The following is a 15,901-nucleotide window of genomic DNA, read 5'->3' on the forward strand; positions in this document are numbered from 1 at the left end:
TTTTTTTCGCCTCTTGAAACAGGCAGCAAATCCTTACGACCTGGTGATCGTCGATTGGGAGCTGCCTGGCGTCGATGGCCTGAATGTTTTGCGCAATGTGCGTCAACGCAAACGTAATCCGCCGCTGCCCTTCATTCTGATGAGCAGCCGCAACGACAGCGCCAGCGTGCGCGAAACCTTGCCCCTGGCGCCCACGGCGTATCTGACCAAACCCCTGGACATGGAAGACCTGACCCATCGCCTGCAAGAGTTGCTGGTGAATGCCGGAGAGGAGGTTGCCTGCGAGGTGCCAACGTTGGCGCCCGGCATGACCTTGTCGGTGTACCTGGAGCGTCGCCGTGAACTGGCGGAGGGTGCGCCGTTGATGACCGACGTGCAGGTGGCGATCAAGCGCAGCCTTAATCCCAATGGCCTTGATCTGACCCGGTTGGGAGACGAAATCCGTACCGATCCGCAAATCACCGCCGTGCTGATCGCCGCGGCCAACAGTGCGGCTCATCACCTGGGTGACGCCGTACAAACCCTGTCCCAGGCACTGCATCGCTTGGGCACAGGGCAAAGCATGAACCTGATTCTGGGGCTGGCGCTCAAGCGCAGTGCCCGGCTCAGCGATCCGTACCTGGCGGACTACGCCGAGCGTTTCTGGGAGTTGTCGCTGCACACCGCCGAATACGCCCGCACGCTGGCGCGCTTGCTGGACCTGGATCAGGAGCGCTGCTATTGCGCGGGCATGCTGCATTGCCTCGGCGACCTCGCTTTGCTGAGGTGTTTGCAGGAATGGAAGCAGGCCGGTGGCGAGCTGGATGAATGGGAGGAGGTGGGAGAGGCCTTGGCCGACTTCGGCGCGGCCTACGGTTCAGCGCTGCGCACCCGTTGGCGTCTGCCGCTTGAGTTGCGAGAGCTGATTGCCGCGGTCTACCAGCTCGGTGGCGGGGTTTTCTCCCGTGAAGCGCTGGTGATGAACATTGCTGCGCAATTGGCGCGTCTGACCGAGCATGAGGGCATTGAGGCATTGGCCAAGTGCCGGACCGCGCGGTTGCTTAAGATCGGGTTGCCGGAATTGATGCGCCTGCGCAAAAAGTAGACTTCACACGAAACCCTTGTGGGGGCGAGCTTGCTCGCGATGAGGGAATAACATTCAGCATTGATGTTGGCTGAGAGTCCGCTATCGCGAGCAAGCTCGCTCCCACAGGGTTGGTGTTGAATTTGGTGCTGGGGTCATCCGGAAATGATGCGGTTCTTGCCCTGTCGCTTGGCTTCATACATCGCGGCATCCGCGCGAGCGAACACGCTGTCGAGGGAATCGTCCTCCGCGGTCAGGCTGGTCAAGCCTTGGCTGACGGTGATGCCGAACGTCTGGTCGTCATGGCTGAAGCTCAATTGCTGAATCTGCCGTTGCAGGCGTTCGGCGACTTGCATGGCCATGTCGGGTGCGCATCCCGGGAACACCGCTGCGAATTCCTCGCCACCGATCCGCCCGAAAAAATCCCCCCGGCGTAAGGCGGCACGACCGCTCTCGGCGATTCGTTGCAATACGTTGTCGCCGGCTTGATGGCCGTAAGTGTCGTTGACCACTTTGAAGTCATCGATGTCCAGCAACAGGAACGCCATCGGCGCGCCTTGCTTGCGCGCCTGTGCAAACTCGCGCTGGGCGCATTCGAAGAAGTGTCGGCGATTGCTGCTTTGCGTCAGCACGTCGGTGGTCGCCAGGCGCTGCAGCTCGGCTTCCATCCGTTTCTTTTCGGTGATGTCTTCGGCAATACCGACGATGATCACCGGTTGGCCCGGCTCGGCTTGACGGTTGATGAAGCATTTGTCGCTGAGCCAGCGGACCTGGTCGTCGGCGGCGATGATGCGGTATTCGCGGTCTTCAACGGCGCCTTTGACCAGTACTTCAGCCAGGCTGCGCTCGGCGTAATCCAGGTCATCGGGGTAAATACTGTCGCGCCATTCGTTGTAGTCGGACAGCAACAGGCCTGCGGAACGGCCAAAAATCCGCTCATAGGCCGGGCTGACGTAGAGCACCTGACGGGTTTCCCAATTGAATGCCCAAAGCACCGCGTTCACGCTCACCAGCAGGGAGCTGAACAGCTGCTCGCGTTCGCTCAGGCGCGCCACTTCGCCCTGTGCATGCATGAGCGCCATCAGGGTTTGAGCGGCGTCCGGCCACTGAGGAGGGGATGAGTCTTGTGGGTTTTTGGGGACCATCGGGACAAATCTCAAAGAGCGTACGCCGCTCGGAATTCGAAAGCGGCTACAGCAAAGCCCGCCGGGTGGCGAAGTGTCTTTGAGATAGAGGATTTGGAGATTGGTTCCCGCCCTTTGGGGCGCGGGAGCTTGCTCCCGCCGGGCGGTACTGGCGACGCGTTTTTTCAGTTAAAACGCGTCGCAGGACTTACGGCGACTTACGGCGACTTCGTCGCCGAACGGGGCGATGCGGCGTTCCGATAAATCCCCTCACCACAAACAAGCCCCATTGCCGCAGGGACGCCGATCAGCAGGGTCAGACCGCGGCAGGGCGCAGGGAGTAGGTTTTCAGCTGGTCGGCGAAGTCGCGCAGGGATTGAATCCCGCTGGCTTCGGCTTCGTGAACCCAATCCTTGATGGCGGCCAGCATGTCGTGACCATTTGAGCTGGTCTTGACCCAGATCTGCTGCAAGGCCAGGCGTTTCTCGTAAATTACCTTCAGCGCCTGGCTGTGCTCGAGCATGGTCTGGATGCGCAGGTGGTGTTTTTCGTCCAGCAGGCTGGTTTCCCGCGAAAGCAGACGCTTGGCCCGGTGAAACTGGTGACGGACCGAGTGATCGACTTTTTCCAGCTCTTGCTTGACCAGCGGCGCGATCACCAATTTGCGGTACTGGGCCATGATCTGGAAGCGGTTGTTGAGGATCGCCATGGCGGTGTCCATGTCCAGGCTGCCTTTGCCTTCGACGCGGTGAGCGATCGGCGCAACCCGTTGGACCTTGGCCAGGCGGAAGAAACTGAAGACCTGGATCCAGGCCCAGCCGAGGTCGAACTCCCACTTCTTCACCGACAATTTTGCCGAGTTCGGGTAGGTGTGATGGTTGTTGTGCAGTTCTTCACCGCCGATCAGGATGCCCCAAGGCACCAGATTGGTTGCCGCGTCGCGGCACTCGAAGTTGCGGTAACCGATGGCATGGCCCAGGCCATTGACCACGCCGGCGGCCCACACCGGGATCCACATCATCTGGATGGCCCAGATGGTGATGCCGATGGTGCCGAACAGCAGAAGGTCGATGACCGCCATGATCGCCACACCCAGCAGCGGGTAGCGGCTGTAGAGGTTGCGCTCGATCCAGTCTTCGGGGCAGTTCTTGCCGTAGATGCGCAGGGTTTCCGGGTTTTCCGCTTCGGCGCGGTACAGCTCGGCACCTTTGCGCAGAACGGTGGAAAGGCCCTTGATGACCGGGCTGTGCGGGTCATCGACGGTTTCGCATTTGGCGTGATGCTTGCGGTGGATAGCGGTCCACTCGCGGGTGTTCTGCGCCGTGGTCAGCCACAGCCAGAAGCGGAAGAAATGTTTCAGGCCTGCATTGAGCTCAAGCGAGCGATGGGCTGAATAACGGTGCAGATAGACCGTGACGCCGACAATCGTCACGTGGGTCATCAGCAGGGTGACTGCCACCAGTGACCAGGGCGACAAGCCGAGAAAACCTTCGTACCACATAGGCTATAGGGCCCTCGATAAAGAAAAAAACAGCCGTTGCATTATCACTAAGCCCACAGATAAAACCAGTCGCCCTTTCAGATAAGAGTGGCCGGATGTTTCTTTAACCTATAATCCCAACCATTTTGTAGGGACATGGACGGCCGAATGTCTGCCACCTATCGCGATGCCTTGCGCGCAGCGCTGCTTTACCTGTTGCTTTCCGCAGTGTGGCTGCAGTTTAGCGGCTACTTATTGAACAGTTTCTTCGATAACTCTCCTGAGTTACTGCGATGGCAACTGATCAACGGTTACGTCTGGGTCGCGTTTAGTGCCGGGCTGATTTTCATCGCCCGAGCGCGATTGTTCCGGTGTCTGGGGATCGGCGCCAAGTTGCGCGAGCGCAGTGAAGACCGGGAGCGTTTGCGTCAGGCGGCCGCGGTGTTCGATTGCACCCGTGAAGGCGTGCTGGTCACTGACAGCGAAGGGCTGATCGTTCATGTGAACCGGGCCTTTATGGAAATTACCGGCTACCAGCGCGAGGAAGTGCTGGGGCAGCGGCCGAACCTGTTCAAGTCCGGGCATCATCCGCCGGCGTTCTATCAGACGATGTTCGCCACGCTGGACAATACCGGCGAGTGGAGTGGGGAAATCTGGAACCGGCGTAAAAGCGGCGAGATCTACCCGCAGTGGCAGACCATCCGGATCATTCGCGACGACGAGAGGCAGGTCAGCCAATACGTCGCAGTGTTTTCCGACATCAGTGCGATCAAGAACTCGGAGCATGAGCTCAAGCACCTGGCCCACCACGATCCGCTGACCACGTTGCCAAACAGGCTGCTCTTCACTGACCGCGCCGAGCAGGCACTGGCGTCGGCGCAACTCCACAAACGCGGCTGCGCGTTGCTGCTGGTCGATCTGGATCACTTCAAGATGATCAACGACGGCCTCGGGCACACGATCGGCGATCAATTGCTCAAAGCCGTGGCCGAGCGATTGAACGCCATGTTCGGCCCGGGTATCACGTTGGCGCGTCTGGGCGGTGACGAATTTGCGGTGCTCGCTGAGAGCTGTCCGCAACTGGTGCACGCCGGGGCGCTGGCTCAGCGGATCATCGATGGCCTGCGCGAGCCGCTGCATATCGAAGGGCATCGGCTTTTTATCAACGCCAGTATCGGCATCAGCCTGTTTCCCAGCGATGCCTTGAGCGCCGAGCAATTGTTGCGCAACGCCGATTCGGCACTGTTCAAGGCGAAGAGCGCCGGCCGCGACGGCTACGCCCTGTACACCGAAGAATTGACTGCGCATGCCCAGCAACGGGTAGAGATCGGGTTCGAACTGCGCCGCGCTCTGGAAAAGCAGGAGTTGCGGGTTCATTACCAGCCCGTGCATGACCTCAAGACCAGCCGCTTGATCGGCGTCGAGGCGCTGGTGCGTTGGCAGCATCCGCAGCGCGGGTTGGTGTCGCCGGCAGAGTTCATTCCCATCGCCGAACGCACCGGGCTGATTGCCGAGATCGATGCCTGGGTCATGCGCCATGCCTGCCAGCAGATGTGTCAGTGGCAAGCCGCCGGCGTGGCGTTGTCATTCGTCGCGGTGAATGTTTCGTCGCGGTTGTTTGCCCGCCGTGAGCTGTATCAGCAGGTGGCTCAGGTGCTGCACGAAACCGGCCTGGATCCGGCGTATCTGGAGCTGGAAGTCACTGAAAGCGCGGTGATGGAAGACCCTGAAGTGGCGTTGGAGCAGATGCATCGCCTGCGTGAGCTGGGTGTACGGCTGGCCATCGATGATTTCGGCACCGGTTATTCGTCGCTGCTGCGACTCAAGCGTTTACCGGTGCAGAAGCTCAAGATCGATCAGGGTTTTGTCGCAGGCTTGCCGTGGGACGAGGATGACGCGGCGATCGTACGAGTGATTATCGCGCTGGCGCAAAGCATGGGGATGCAAGTGCATGCCGAAGGTATCGAGCAGGTCGAGCAGGCGCGTTTCCTGCTCGAACAGGACTGTGATCTGGGGCAGGGCTACTGGTTTGGGCGACCGGTTCCGGCCGAGCTGCTGGGGTGGGCGTACACGCCGGAAATCCGCTAAGCCTGCGTCTCCATAAAAACCGTGACGCAGAGCGTCACCGGATGCATTCCCACGCAGAGCGCGGGAACGATCGGTTTTCTGGTTATATAAACATTCTTAAATAGTCTTTTTAAGAATATCCGCACGTCTCTACTATTGCTCTCACGCCGCAAGCAGTGCCGCCACTGCCAGGCAACCTCTCAGTTGAAGGAGCAGCACCATGAGCGCATCCCTACGTAGCGTTGACGGTCAAGACGAAGCCACCATCTTGCGTGAGATCCAGAGCGCATTGCGCGACCTGCGTTTTGGCGCCGTGGAAATCACCGTGCACAACGCCCAGGTGGTCCAGATCGAACGCAAAGAGAAATTCCGTTTGCAGAACCCGAGCAACAAACCGAGCTAAAAGCCGGCAACCCGATTCCAGCACACCATAAAAAAAGCCAACACACCAAGAATTCCAGGAGCTTTCACCATGTCGTCGATTCGTCATTTCGCTTTGGCCGCCCTGGCCAGTGCCCTTTTTGCTGGTTCCGCGGTTGCCAAGGATTACGAGCTGCTCAACGTGTCGTATGACCCGACTCGCGAGCTGTATCAGGATTACAACGCCGAGTTCGTTAACTTCTGGAAAAAAGACCACGCTGGCGACAACGTGAAAATCCAGCAATCCCACGGTGGTTCGGGCAAACAAGGCCGTGCCGTGATCGACGGTCTGCGGGCCGACGTGGTGACCCTGGCCCTGGCCGGTGACATCGACGAAATCGCCAAACTCGGCAAGACCCTGCCAGCCGACTGGCAGAAGCGTCTTCCCGAGGCGAGCACGCCTTACACCTCGACCATCGTGTTCCTGGTGCGCAAGGGCAACCCTAAAGGCATCAAGGACTGGGGCGATCTGGTCAAGAATGACGTGTCGGTGATCACTCCGAACCCTAAAACCTCCGGCGGTGCGCGCTGGAACTTCCTCGCGGCCTGGGCCTACGGCCTCAAAGCCAACGGCGGTGATGAAGCCAAGGCCAAGGAATACGTGCAGACCCTGTTCAAACACGTTCCGGTTCTGGACACCGGCGCTCGCGGTTCGACCATCACCTTCGTCAACAACGGTCAGGGCGACGTGTTGCTGGCCTGGGAAAACGAAGCGTTCCTGGCGCTGAAAGAAGACGGCGGTGCTGACAAGTTCGAAATCGTCGTGCCTTCGCTGTCAATTCTCGCAGAGCCACCAGTGGCTGTGGTCGACAAAAACGCCGAGAAGAAGGGCAACGAGCAGATCGCCGAAGCGTACCTCAAGCATCTGTACAGCCCGGCCGGCCAGGAAATTGCCGCGAAAAACTTCTATCGTCCACGTGACAAGGATGTGGCCGCCAAATACAGCAAGCAGTTCCCGACGCTGGACCTGGTGACCATCGACAAGGACTTCGGCGGCTGGAAATCCGCTCAGCCGAAATTCTTCAACGATGGAGGCGTGTTCGACCAGATCTACCAGGCGCAATAGTTTTAAATAGCCATCAACGAGCCCCGGATTTACATTCGGGGCTTTGCGCGTTCTCAACCAAGGACTTTTATGTCGCGTCGTATCTCCCCCGTCATACCCGGCTTCGGGCTGACGCTGGGCTACACCTTGGTGTACCTCAGCCTGATTGTACTCATTCCCCTGGCGGCGATGTTCGTGCATGCCGCTCAACTCACCTGGGATCAGTTCTGGGCGATTATCTCGGCGCCGCGGGTGCTGGCAGCGTTGAAGCTGAGCTTCGGCACCGCGCTCTATGCCGCGATCATCAACGGCATCATCGGCACGCTGCTGGCCTGGGTGCTGGTGCGCTATAGCTTCCCTGGTCGCAAGATCATCGACGCAATGATCGATTTGCCCTTCGCTTTGCCTACTGCCGTGGCCGGTATCGCGCTGACTGCGCTGTACGCGCCGAATGGTTGGGTGGGTCAGTTTGCTGCGGACCTGGGTTTCAAGATCGCGTATACCCCCCTCGGTATCACGCTGGCGCTGACTTTCGTAACGCTTCCATTCGTAGTACGTACGGTACAGCCAGTATTGGCCGATATTCCCCGTGAAGTCGAAGAAGCGGCGGCGTGCCTGGGTGCCAAGCCCTTGCAGGTTTTCCGCCATATTCTGGTGCCCGCGCTGCTGCCTGCGTGGTTGACCGGTTTCGCGTTGGCCTTTGCCCGCGGGGTCGGCGAGTACGGTTCGGTGATTTTCATCGCTGGCAACATGCCGATGAAAACAGAAATTCTGCCGCTGCTGATCATGGTCAAGCTCGACCAGTACGATTACACCGGCGCCACGTCCATTGGTGTACTGATGCTGGTGGTTTCCTTCGTCCTGTTGCTGCTGATCAATTTGCTGCAACGCCGTATTGAAACCCCATAAGGAGGCGCAGAAATGTCCCAATCATCTATTGCTGCTGCTTCCTCGAACGCTGCCCGCCGTGGCAGTGCCAATTCACGGCGAATCCTGATCGGTCTTGGCTGGCTGGTGTTTGCCCTTTTCCTGTTGCTGCCGCTAGTGATCGTGGTGTCCCAGGGTTTGAAAAATGGTCTGGGTTCGTTCTTCACCGCGATCCTTGAACCCGACGCGCTGTCGGCGCTGAAACTCACGGTCATCGCCGTGTTGATTTCGGTCCCGCTGAACCTCGTGTTCGGCGTCAGCGCCGCGTGGTGCGTGAGCAAGTACTCGTTCCGCGGTAAAAGCATTCTGGTGACGCTGATCGACCTGCCGTTCTCGGTCTCGCCGGTGATCGCCGGTCTGGTCTACGTGCTGATGTTCGGCGCGCAGGGCCTGTTCGGGCCGTGGCTGCAGGATCACGACATCCAGATCGTCTTCGCCTTGCCGGGTATCGTATTGGCGACGATCTTCGTCACCGTACCGTTCGTGGCGCGTGAGTTGATCCCGCTGATGCAGGAACAAGGCACCCAGGAGGAAGAGGCCGCGCGCTTGCTCGGGGCCAATGGCTGGCAGATGTTCTGGCACGTCACCGTTCCCAATATCAAATGGGGCCTGATCTACGGCGTGGTGTTGTGTACTGCGCGGGCGATGGGTGAATTCGGTGCGGTGTCGGTGGTTTCCGGGCACATTCGCGGGGTGACCAACACCTTGCCGCTGCACGTCGAGATCCTCTACAACGAATACAACCACGTGGCCGCGTTCGCGGTAGCGAGCCTGTTGCTGATCATGGCGCTCTTCATCCTGCTGCTTAAGCAGTGGAGCGAAAACCGTATTAACCGCCTGCGCGCCAGCGCCGCGGAGGAATAATTCATGTCGATCGAAGTGCGTAACGTCAGCAAGAATTTCAATGCGTTCAAGGCGCTGGACAACATCAGCCTGGACATTCAAAGCGGCGAGCTCGTGGCGTTGCTTGGCCCGTCGGGTTGCGGTAAAACCACGCTGCTTCGGATCATCGCCGGCCTGGAAACGCCGGATAAGGGCAACATCGTGTTCCACGGGGAAGACGTTTCCGGCCATGACGTGCGTGATCGCAACGTCGGTTTCGTGTTCCAGCACTACGCGCTGTTCCGCCACATGACCGTGTTCGACAACGTCGCGTTCGGCCTGCGCATGAAACCGAAAAACCAGCGCCCTAGCGAAAGCCAGATTGCGGTGAAGGTTCATGAACTGCTGAACATGGTGCAACTCGATTGGCTGTCGGATCGCTACCCGGAGCAACTCTCCGGCGGCCAGCGTCAGCGTATCGCGCTGGCTCGTGCCCTGGCGGTTGAGCCGAAAGTCCTGCTGCTCGACGAGCCGTTCGGTGCCCTCGACGCCAAGGTCCGTAAGGAACTGCGTCGCTGGTTGGCGCGGTTGCACGAAGACATCAACCTGACTTCGGTATTCGTGACCCACGATCAGGAAGAGGCCATGGAAGTCGCCGACCGCATTGTGGTGATGAACAAAGGCGTGATCGAGCAGATCGGTTCACCGGGTGATGTCTACGAAAACCCGGCCAGCGATTTCGTTTATCACTTCCTCGGGGATTCGAACCGTCTGCATTTGGGTGAAGACAACCACGTCCTGTTCCGTCCGCACGAAGTGTCGCTGTCGCGGCATGAACTGGAAGACCATCACGCAGCAGAAGTGCGGGATATTCGTCCGTTGGGCGCGACGACTCGAGTAACGCTGAAGGTCGAAGGCCAGAGCGAGTTGATCGAAGCTGAAGTGGTGAAGGATCACGACAGCCTGATCGGCCTGGCGAAGGGCGAGACATTGTTCTTCAAACCCAAGGTATGGCAGAAACTCGCCAACATCTAAGATCAAAAGCTTCGCGAGCAAGCTTCGCTCCTACAGGGAATCTATGGCGTACATCGATCCCCTGTAGGAGCGAGGCTTGCCCGCGAAGGCGTCTTATGCCGCAGCGCGATTCGGATTGATCCGCACTCCTCCAACCCGCGCCTCGATCTGCTCTTTCAAATCCCGCCGCAACCCCAGCAAAAACGCCAACTCAACCACCACAAACAACGGCCCGACAATCAACCCCGTCACATCGTCGACAAACGCCGGTTTGCGCCCTTCGTAATGATGACCGACAAACTGAATCGCCCACCCCACCACAAACATCCCGATCCCGCTCGCCAGCCACACCAGCGTACTTTGCTGCGCGAGAACCTGACCCGCCCAAACGCACAACGCCAGCAACAAGGTCATCAGAACGCCGAGCCGCACCTCCAGGCGCAGGTAAAACCACGCCGACGCCAATGCCACCAGCACTGCCGGCGAAACCCAGCCCCCGGCCCATTGCGGCCTCGACAGCAACACCGCCACGGCCACCACAATCAGCGGAATACCGATAAAGTGGCTGGCAATATTGCGCGGGTCACGGTGATAAGCGGCGTATTGACTGAGATGGTCAACGAGGCTTTTCATTGTTATTCCTCCTGTAGGGTGATTGATCATGCCTCGGGTTCACTTTTCGCTCTGTCAGGCAGGCGACAATCTCCAGGAGTTTTGATGGACATGCAGGTTTGGCGTGCGCGCCTGGAGTCGGGGCAGTGGTTCAGTCATTTACCTGTTCCTCTACAGGATAGTCTGCTGGCTGCGGCCCGGGTGCGGCGGTTATCGACGGGGCAGCTGTTGTTCAAACGCGGTGATCCGCCGTGCGGGTTGTACGCGGTGCTCGAAGGCTCGGTGCGCATCGGTGCGGTCAGCGAGCAGGGCAAGGAAGCGTTGCTGAGCCTCGTGGAATCGCCCCATTGGTTCGGCGAAATCTGTCTGTTCGACGGCCAGCCACGCACCCACGATGCGTTCGGTGTGGGCCAGTGCACCCTGTTGCACATCCCGCAGGCTGCGCTGCTGGCGTTGCTCGATGAACAACCGGTGTACTGGCGGCAACTGGCGCTGCTGATGAGCCACAAACTGCGCCTGACCTTCATCAGCCTCGAACAGCTGAGCCTGATGCCTGCCCCGGCACGCTTGGCTCATCGCCTGCTGATGATTGCCAAGGGTTACGGCGAATACGATCCGCCGCGCCGGGTGCTGCAATTGCCCCAGGAACAATTGGCGTCGATGTTGTCGCTGTCGCGCCAGACCACCAACCAGATCCTCAAGGACTTGCAGGGGCAGGGCATTCTGAATTTGAAGTACGGCGAGATCGAGATTGTCGATGCCGAGCGCTTGCGGGCACTGGCGATTTTCTAAAACTCAGCGTTATTGATGGGCTTTGTCCGCGAACGCGCCTAGCCTGTGATGACGACAATTGAGGTGTGCCATGGGTGTGCTGTTAGTAGAAGACGAACCGGAGACCGCCAAACTCCTGGCCAACGGCCTGAACGAGGCGAGTTATTCGGTCGACGTGGCGCTCAACGGAATGGACGGCCGTCGCTTTATCGAGTCCGGCGAATACGAACTGATCATCCTCGACGTGATGCTGCCGGGGCTCAACGGCTGGCAGTTGCAGCAACAGATCCGCAAGCTCGGCGATACGCCGGTGCTGTTCCTGACGACAAAGGATGGCATCGAAGATCGTCTGCGCGGGTTGGAGCTGCATGACGATGACTACTTACTCAAGCCGTTTACCGTGAGCGAGCTGGTGGCGCGGGTGCGCAAGTTGTTGCGGCGGGATCGAGGGCGGTAGTGTTTCGAGACTGGTTAAAAAATGAGCTGGACATCTTCTCAAATCTGCACTAAATACAATGCATATCCATATTTTGTGGAAAATTGCACGGTATACGATGCAGGTTAAGTAATGGAAAACCTAGGCCGACTCATCCGGTCTTTACGCAAAGAGCGAAAGCTTTCTCAGCAGGCACTGGCAGAACAGTACGGCATGAGCCGTTCCACGATTTCAGGTATCGAGAACAACACCATCTCGGAAATCGGTCTGCGCAAGGTTGAGGCGATCCTGAACGGTTTTGGGTACGAGCTAACCGCCGTACCTCGTCAGTCGAAGCGTCCAACTCTGGACTCTCTGAAGAAGGTTAACTTCCATGAGTGAGCAGCAGGAAAAGGACAGGCTGCACATCAGTGTTTCTGAAACGGCAGTCGGCACTCTCGGTCGTGGTCAGTCTCGCGGCGATTCGGTTTTTACCTACGCCGAAAACGCGCAGGAGGAAAACGCAGTCTCGCTGACCATGCCGACTCGTCTTGAGAGTTACACGTGGGAGCAAGGTGTGCCGCCCATTTTCGAAATGAACCTGCCAGAGGGCGCTCTGCGCGATGCATTGGTTCGTCGTTTCAGCAAAGCGGTCCGCGGGTTTGATGATTTCGCGATGCTGGCGATCGTCGGCCCGTATCAGCTTGGGCGAGTGGCTATTGCGAACGCGCCAGATGCGAGTGAACGGCCCCCTGAAACCAGCCTCGCGGATCTTCTGGTGCATGACGGTGCGCAAGGTTTGTTCGATGATCTGTTACACACGTATGGCCAGTATTCGGGTGTTTCGGGTGTGCAGCCGAAAGTGCTTGTCCGGGACAGTGCGACAACGGTCGACCGGCTGACCCATCGAGGCGCGACCCATCTGGTCAAATCCTTTCGTCCAGAGGAATACCCTGAACTCGCAGCCAACGAATATTTCTGCATGCGTGCCGCGTTGCATTGCGGACTTGAAGTGCCGACATTTGAACTCAGCGAGCACGGCAAATTTCTGGTCGTCGAACGCTTTGATCTGAATGACAACGGTTATTTGGGATTCGAGGATTTCTGTGTCCTCAATGCCTGGCCGTCGAAGGCCAAATACGATGGCTCGTATGAAGGTGCCGCGAAGCAAATCAAAGAATTCATCTCCCCGCCATTGCTCAACCAGGCACTTGAATCTTTTTTCAAGATCGTCGCGCTCTCGTCCGGTGTGAAAAATGGCGACGCTCACCTCAAGAACTTTGGCGTGCTGTATGAACATTGCGCCAACGATGCGCAGATCAGCCTTGCTCCGGCCTACGACATCGTTACGACGTCGGTCTACATCAAGTCTGACAGCATGGCATTGCTGTTAGGCGGATCAAAAGCATGGCCCAAGTACAAAATGCTGATGCGGTTTGGTCGGTCGGCCTGCAACCTGACGGAAGGGCGCTGCAATGAGCTGCTGCAACAGGTTGCTCATGGGATGGATGTGGCGATGGGTGAGATGGCTCACTACATTCGGGTCAACAACGGTTTTGCCGAGGTTGGCGACGCGATGATGGAGCAGTGGACATCAGGTGTTGCACGAAGTCTGGTCAAAAGCTGAGATCAACTGTGGGAGCGAGCCGGCTCCGGGCGGTGTTCCGACGATGAGGCCGGTATATCCAGCCCACCTTCCGGATTCTGTCACCGCAACCCATCCCGAAACTGCCCCGGCGTCATCCCGGTCCAGCGTTTGAATGCGCGGCTGAAGCTGCTCGTATCGGCGAACCCCAGCAAATAACTGATTTCGCTCAACGAGCATTGCGGGTCGCGCAGGTGCAGCAGCGCCAGGTTTTCGCGGCTTTCATTGAGCAGCGTGTCGAATCGATAGCCTTCGTCCGCCAGATGCCGTTGCAGGCTGCGCAAGCTCAGGTGCAGGGCCTTGGCGATGTGCTCGGCGCTGGGTTCACCTTCGGGCAGTTGTTCTTCAATGGCATCGCGGACCTTGCGCTCCCAGGTCAGCGGTTTGAGTTGCGCCAGGGTGCGCTTAAGCACTGCTTCGTTGTGTTCGGCCAGTTCCGGGTTGGCGTCGTCCAAGTGACTGTCGAAGTCCACGAGCGCAAATTCCAGTCGGTCTTCGTCGGCGGCGAAATACACCGGTGAACGAAAGACTTTGTGCCATTGATGCGGGTCGGCAGGTTCCGGCCGGCGCAAGTACACCGCCAGCGGTGCGTAATCGCGGCCCAGGCGATTGCGGCAGGTGCGCACGTAGATCGCTGCGAACGCGTCGATGGCCTCCAGCGCTGGTGCGGGGTTGCCTAGGGGAATTTTCAGGCGGAAACGGTAGCGATCCTCGGCGCGGGTCAGCTCCAGTTCCAGCGCATCGCTGACCACCTGGTGATAACGCACGATGCGCTCGAACACTTCGCGCAGACTGCCGCTGGCAACCAGTGCATAACCGAGGGCATGAAAAGTGGTCGGGCTGACAAAGCGCGACACCCGCAGGCCAATCGCCGGATCGCCGCTGACCTGCACGGCGATTTCCCACAGGCGCGTGGTGCCCGACAACGGGTAACGGGCGTTCGGGTCGTCCATCAATTGCGGGTCGAGCCCCGCCTGTTGGCACAGGGCGGTGCTGTCGAGGCCCAGCGCATCGAGTTGCTTACGCAGGGCGCGGGTCCAGCTGGCGAGGGAGGTCGGTTCAGTCATGCTGATTGGCGCTTCCGGTCAACAGGTTGGCGTTCACGGCTACCGCTTTGCGAGGGTTCACAAGGCAGGATGCGAACATCAATAACCAGAGGATGGAAGCATGCACGGTACTTCTGCAAGTCCCCAGCAACTGAATGCAGCTCAACGATCAGCGCATATTCGTGAAGTGGTGCTGGCCAAGGGTGTTGAATTGCGTCAGCGCTATCCGATTCTCAACCATCAGGACGCCTTGGGCGCGGGCATTCTGGCCTTCGCTCTAGTTGGGATGATCGGCTCGGCGACGCTCTACATGACTGGGCACATGGCGTGGTGGGCGTGTTTGTTGCTCAATGCGTTTTTCGCCTCGTTGACCCATGAGCTGGAACACGACCTGATTCATAGCATGTACTTTCGCAAACAGCGCGTGCCGCACAACCTGATGATGGGCATGGTGTGGCTGGCGCGGCCGAGCACGATCAATCCGTGGATTCGCCGGCATCTGCACCTCAATCACCACAAAGTCTCCGGCACAGAATCCGACATGGAAGAGCGCGCCATCACCAACGGCGAGCCGTGGGGGTTCGCGCGGCTGTTGATGGTCGGCGACAACGTAATGTCGGCGTTCATCCGTATGCTGCGGGCCAAGACCTGGGCTCACAAGATCAGCATCATCAAGCGCGCGCTGAAGGTCTACGCGCCACTGGCGCTGGTTCATTGGGGCGCTTGGTACCTGTTCCTGGGCTTCCATGCGACTAAGGGCATCGCTCACCTGCTGGGCACGCCGATCGAATGGTCGGCGACCACGTTGTCGGTGATGCATGTCATCGATATCGCGGCGGTCGTGATCATCGGGCCGAACGTGTTGCGTACCTTTTGCCTGCATTTCGTCAGCTCGAACATGCACTACTACGGTGATATTGAGCCGGGCAACGTGATCCAGCAGACCCAGGTGCTGAATCCGTGGTGGATGTGGCCGTTGCAGGCGTTCTGCTTCAACTTTGGCAGCAGCCACGGCATCCATCATTTTGTGGTGAAGGAACCGTTTTACATCCGTCAGATGACCGTGCCGGTGGCGCATAAGGTCATGCGCGAGATGGGAGTGCGGTTCAATGATTTCGGGACGTTTTGGCGGGCGAACCGGTTTGTGCGCAAAGAAACAACAGAGGCGCAGGAGGTTCGTGCCGCTCAGGCTTGATCGATGCGCTCGGACACTCAAACGCTGGTCATCAATTTGACCCAAAGGGACGCTAAGCTGTGCAGCAAGGAGTGATTGCCATATGCAATTTCGGCCTAATAAAGTAATTAAATATTCCTTTATTAGATAACCGTTTCAGCTAATCATCGATCCAATGATGTTGATCAGCGCTAGCAGATTTTGAGTTTCCGGGGCCGTCTCCTTGGCAGGGTGCGGTCCCTTTTTTTGTCTGTACCAAATTGCGGCATATGCTTT

15 protein-coding genes and 1 pseudogene are annotated in these 15,901 nt (G+C 58.6%); 12 read left to right on the top strand and 4 right to left on the bottom strand.

The genetic code is table 11. The features are described 5' to 3' along the window. Positions 1-22: 22 nt before the first annotated feature. Positions 23-1,084 (top strand): annotated as a pseudogene (locus EYC95_RS11860) (HDOD domain-containing protein); the annotation flags it as partial. A gap of 134 nt (positions 1,085-1,218) precedes the next feature. On the opposite strand, the gene EYC95_RS11870 reads toward EYC95_RS11860, so the two are convergent. Beyond that, complete coding sequence (locus EYC95_RS11870; protein ID WP_131060520.1) at positions 1,219-2,208, bottom strand: sensor domain-containing diguanylate cyclase; 990 nt, start codon at positions 2,206-2,208, stop codon at positions 1,219-1,221. Between the two features lie 295 nt (positions 2,209-2,503). After that, positions 2,504-3,688 carry a delta-9 fatty acid desaturase DesA gene (gene desA, locus EYC95_RS11875; RefSeq protein ID WP_131060521.1) on the bottom strand — a complete coding sequence of 395 codons (1,185 nt, stop codon included), beginning with the start codon at positions 3,686-3,688 and terminating at the stop codon, positions 2,504-2,506. A gap of 147 nt (positions 3,689-3,835) precedes the next feature. Here desA and dibA point away from each other — a divergent pair, with 147 nt between their 5' ends. The 6 genes from dibA (at position 3,836) to EYC95_RS11905 (ending at position 9,983) form a co-directional block, all read left to right on the top strand. Further along, entirely contained in the window at positions 3,836-5,755 is a 1,920-nt protein-coding gene (gene dibA, locus EYC95_RS11880) for a phosphodiesterase DibA (RefSeq protein ID WP_131060522.1), read from the top strand. Between the two features lie 199 nt (positions 5,756-5,954). Next, positions 5,955-6,137 (top strand): sulfur starvation response protein OscA, encoded by a 183-nt coding sequence (oscA, locus tag EYC95_RS11885; protein ID WP_007945260.1) that lies wholly within the window; start codon positions 5,955-5,957, stop codon positions 6,135-6,137. A gap of 69 nt (positions 6,138-6,206) precedes the next feature. Further along, positions 6,207-7,220, top strand: a complete 1,014-nt coding sequence (locus EYC95_RS11890) for a sulfate ABC transporter substrate-binding protein (protein ID WP_131060523.1) — start codon at positions 6,207-6,209, stop codon at positions 7,218-7,220. 69 nt (positions 7,221-7,289) lie between these two features. Further along, positions 7,290-8,108 carry a sulfate ABC transporter permease subunit CysT gene (cysT, locus tag EYC95_RS11895; protein ID WP_131060524.1) on the top strand — a complete coding sequence of 273 codons (819 nt, stop codon included), beginning with the start codon at positions 7,290-7,292 and terminating at the stop codon, positions 8,106-8,108. Positions 8,109-8,120: 12 nt separating this feature from the next. Next, on the top strand, positions 8,121-8,990 hold the full coding sequence (gene cysW / locus EYC95_RS11900) for a sulfate ABC transporter permease subunit CysW (RefSeq protein ID WP_131060525.1): 870 nt from the start codon (positions 8,121-8,123) through the stop codon (positions 8,988-8,990). 3 nt (positions 8,991-8,993) lie between these two features. Next, positions 8,994-9,983: a sulfate/molybdate ABC transporter ATP-binding protein gene (locus EYC95_RS11905; RefSeq protein WP_131060526.1), complete on the top strand. Its 990-nt coding sequence runs from the start codon at positions 8,994-8,996 to the stop codon at positions 9,981-9,983. A 93-nt stretch (positions 9,984-10,076) separates the two neighbouring features. On the opposite strand, the gene EYC95_RS11910 is transcribed toward EYC95_RS11905, so the two are convergent. Then, entirely contained in the window at positions 10,077-10,595 is a 519-nt protein-coding gene (locus EYC95_RS11910) for a DUF962 domain-containing protein (RefSeq protein WP_131060527.1), read from the bottom strand. Positions 10,596-10,679: 84 nt separating this feature from the next. On the opposite strand from EYC95_RS11910, the gene EYC95_RS11915 reads away from it, so the two are divergent. From EYC95_RS11915 to EYC95_RS11930, 4 genes are all read left to right on the top strand, one after another. Beyond that, complete coding sequence (locus EYC95_RS11915) at positions 10,680-11,366, top strand: Crp/Fnr family transcriptional regulator (RefSeq protein ID WP_131060528.1); 687 nt, start codon at positions 10,680-10,682, stop codon at positions 11,364-11,366. 70 nt (positions 11,367-11,436) lie between these two features. Continuing rightward, on the top strand, positions 11,437-11,802 hold the full coding sequence (locus EYC95_RS11920) for a response regulator (RefSeq protein WP_131060529.1): 366 nt from the start codon (positions 11,437-11,439) through the stop codon (positions 11,800-11,802). Between the two features lie 111 nt (positions 11,803-11,913). Next, complete coding sequence (locus EYC95_RS11925) at positions 11,914-12,162, top strand: helix-turn-helix domain-containing protein (RefSeq protein ID WP_131060530.1); 249 nt, start codon at positions 11,914-11,916, stop codon at positions 12,160-12,162. Beyond that, a complete protein-coding gene (locus EYC95_RS11930) occupies positions 12,155-13,387 on the top strand; it encodes a type II toxin-antitoxin system HipA family toxin (RefSeq protein ID WP_131060531.1) in 1,233 nt (410 codons plus the stop codon). The genes EYC95_RS11925 and EYC95_RS11930 overlap by 8 nt, the downstream gene beginning before the upstream one ends. Before the next feature lie 80 nt (positions 13,388-13,467). On the opposite strand, the gene EYC95_RS11935 is transcribed toward EYC95_RS11930, so the two are convergent. After that, complete coding sequence (locus EYC95_RS11935; protein ID WP_131060532.1) at positions 13,468-14,472, bottom strand: AraC family transcriptional regulator; 1,005 nt, start codon at positions 14,470-14,472, stop codon at positions 13,468-13,470. A 100-nt stretch (positions 14,473-14,572) separates the two neighbouring features. Between EYC95_RS11935 and EYC95_RS11940 the strand changes: the two genes are divergently transcribed. After that, entirely contained in the window at positions 14,573-15,646 is a 1,074-nt protein-coding gene (locus EYC95_RS11940; RefSeq protein WP_131060533.1) for a fatty acid desaturase, read from the top strand. Positions 15,647-15,901: the final 255 nt, after the last annotated feature.

This window comes from Pseudomonas sp. BGI-2, from assembly GCF_004310295.1.
Taxonomy (GTDB): domain Bacteria; phylum Pseudomonadota; class Gammaproteobacteria; order Pseudomonadales; family Pseudomonadaceae; genus Aquipseudomonas.

Bases quoted from the DNA above. Each gene is read 5' to 3' on its own strand.
- EYC95_RS11870 (WP_131060520.1), bottom strand. From the start codon at position 2,208: ATGGTCCCCAAAAACCCACAAGACTCATCCCCTCCTCAGTGGCCGGAC.
- desA (WP_131060521.1), bottom strand. From the start codon at position 3,688: ATGTGGTACGAAGGTTTTCTCGGCTTGTCGCCCTGGTCACTGGTGGCA.
- dibA (WP_131060522.1), top strand. From the start codon at position 3,836: ATGTCTGCCACCTATCGCGATGCCTTGCGCGCAGCGCTGCTTTACCTG.
- oscA (WP_007945260.1), top strand. From the start codon at position 5,955: ATGAGCGCATCCCTACGTAGCGTTGACGGTCAAGACGAAGCCACCATC.
- EYC95_RS11890 (WP_131060523.1), top strand. From the start codon at position 6,207: ATGTCGTCGATTCGTCATTTCGCTTTGGCCGCCCTGGCCAGTGCCCTT.
- cysT (WP_131060524.1), top strand. From the start codon at position 7,290: ATGTCGCGTCGTATCTCCCCCGTCATACCCGGCTTCGGGCTGACGCTG.
- cysW (WP_131060525.1), top strand. From the start codon at position 8,121: ATGTCCCAATCATCTATTGCTGCTGCTTCCTCGAACGCTGCCCGCCGT.
- EYC95_RS11905 (WP_131060526.1), top strand. From the start codon at position 8,994: ATGTCGATCGAAGTGCGTAACGTCAGCAAGAATTTCAATGCGTTCAAG.
- EYC95_RS11910 (WP_131060527.1), bottom strand. From the start codon at position 10,595: ATGAAAAGCCTCGTTGACCATCTCAGTCAATACGCCGCTTATCACCGT.
- EYC95_RS11915 (WP_131060528.1), top strand. From the start codon at position 10,680: ATGGACATGCAGGTTTGGCGTGCGCGCCTGGAGTCGGGGCAGTGGTTC.
- EYC95_RS11920 (WP_131060529.1), top strand. From the start codon at position 11,437: ATGGGTGTGCTGTTAGTAGAAGACGAACCGGAGACCGCCAAACTCCTG.
- EYC95_RS11925 (WP_131060530.1), top strand. From the start codon at position 11,914: ATGGAAAACCTAGGCCGACTCATCCGGTCTTTACGCAAAGAGCGAAAG.
- EYC95_RS11930 (WP_131060531.1), top strand. From the start codon at position 12,155: ATGAGTGAGCAGCAGGAAAAGGACAGGCTGCACATCAGTGTTTCTGAA.
- EYC95_RS11935 (WP_131060532.1), bottom strand. From the start codon at position 14,472: ATGACTGAACCGACCTCCCTCGCCAGCTGGACCCGCGCCCTGCGTAAG.
- EYC95_RS11940 (WP_131060533.1), top strand. From the start codon at position 14,573: ATGCACGGTACTTCTGCAAGTCCCCAGCAACTGAATGCAGCTCAACGA.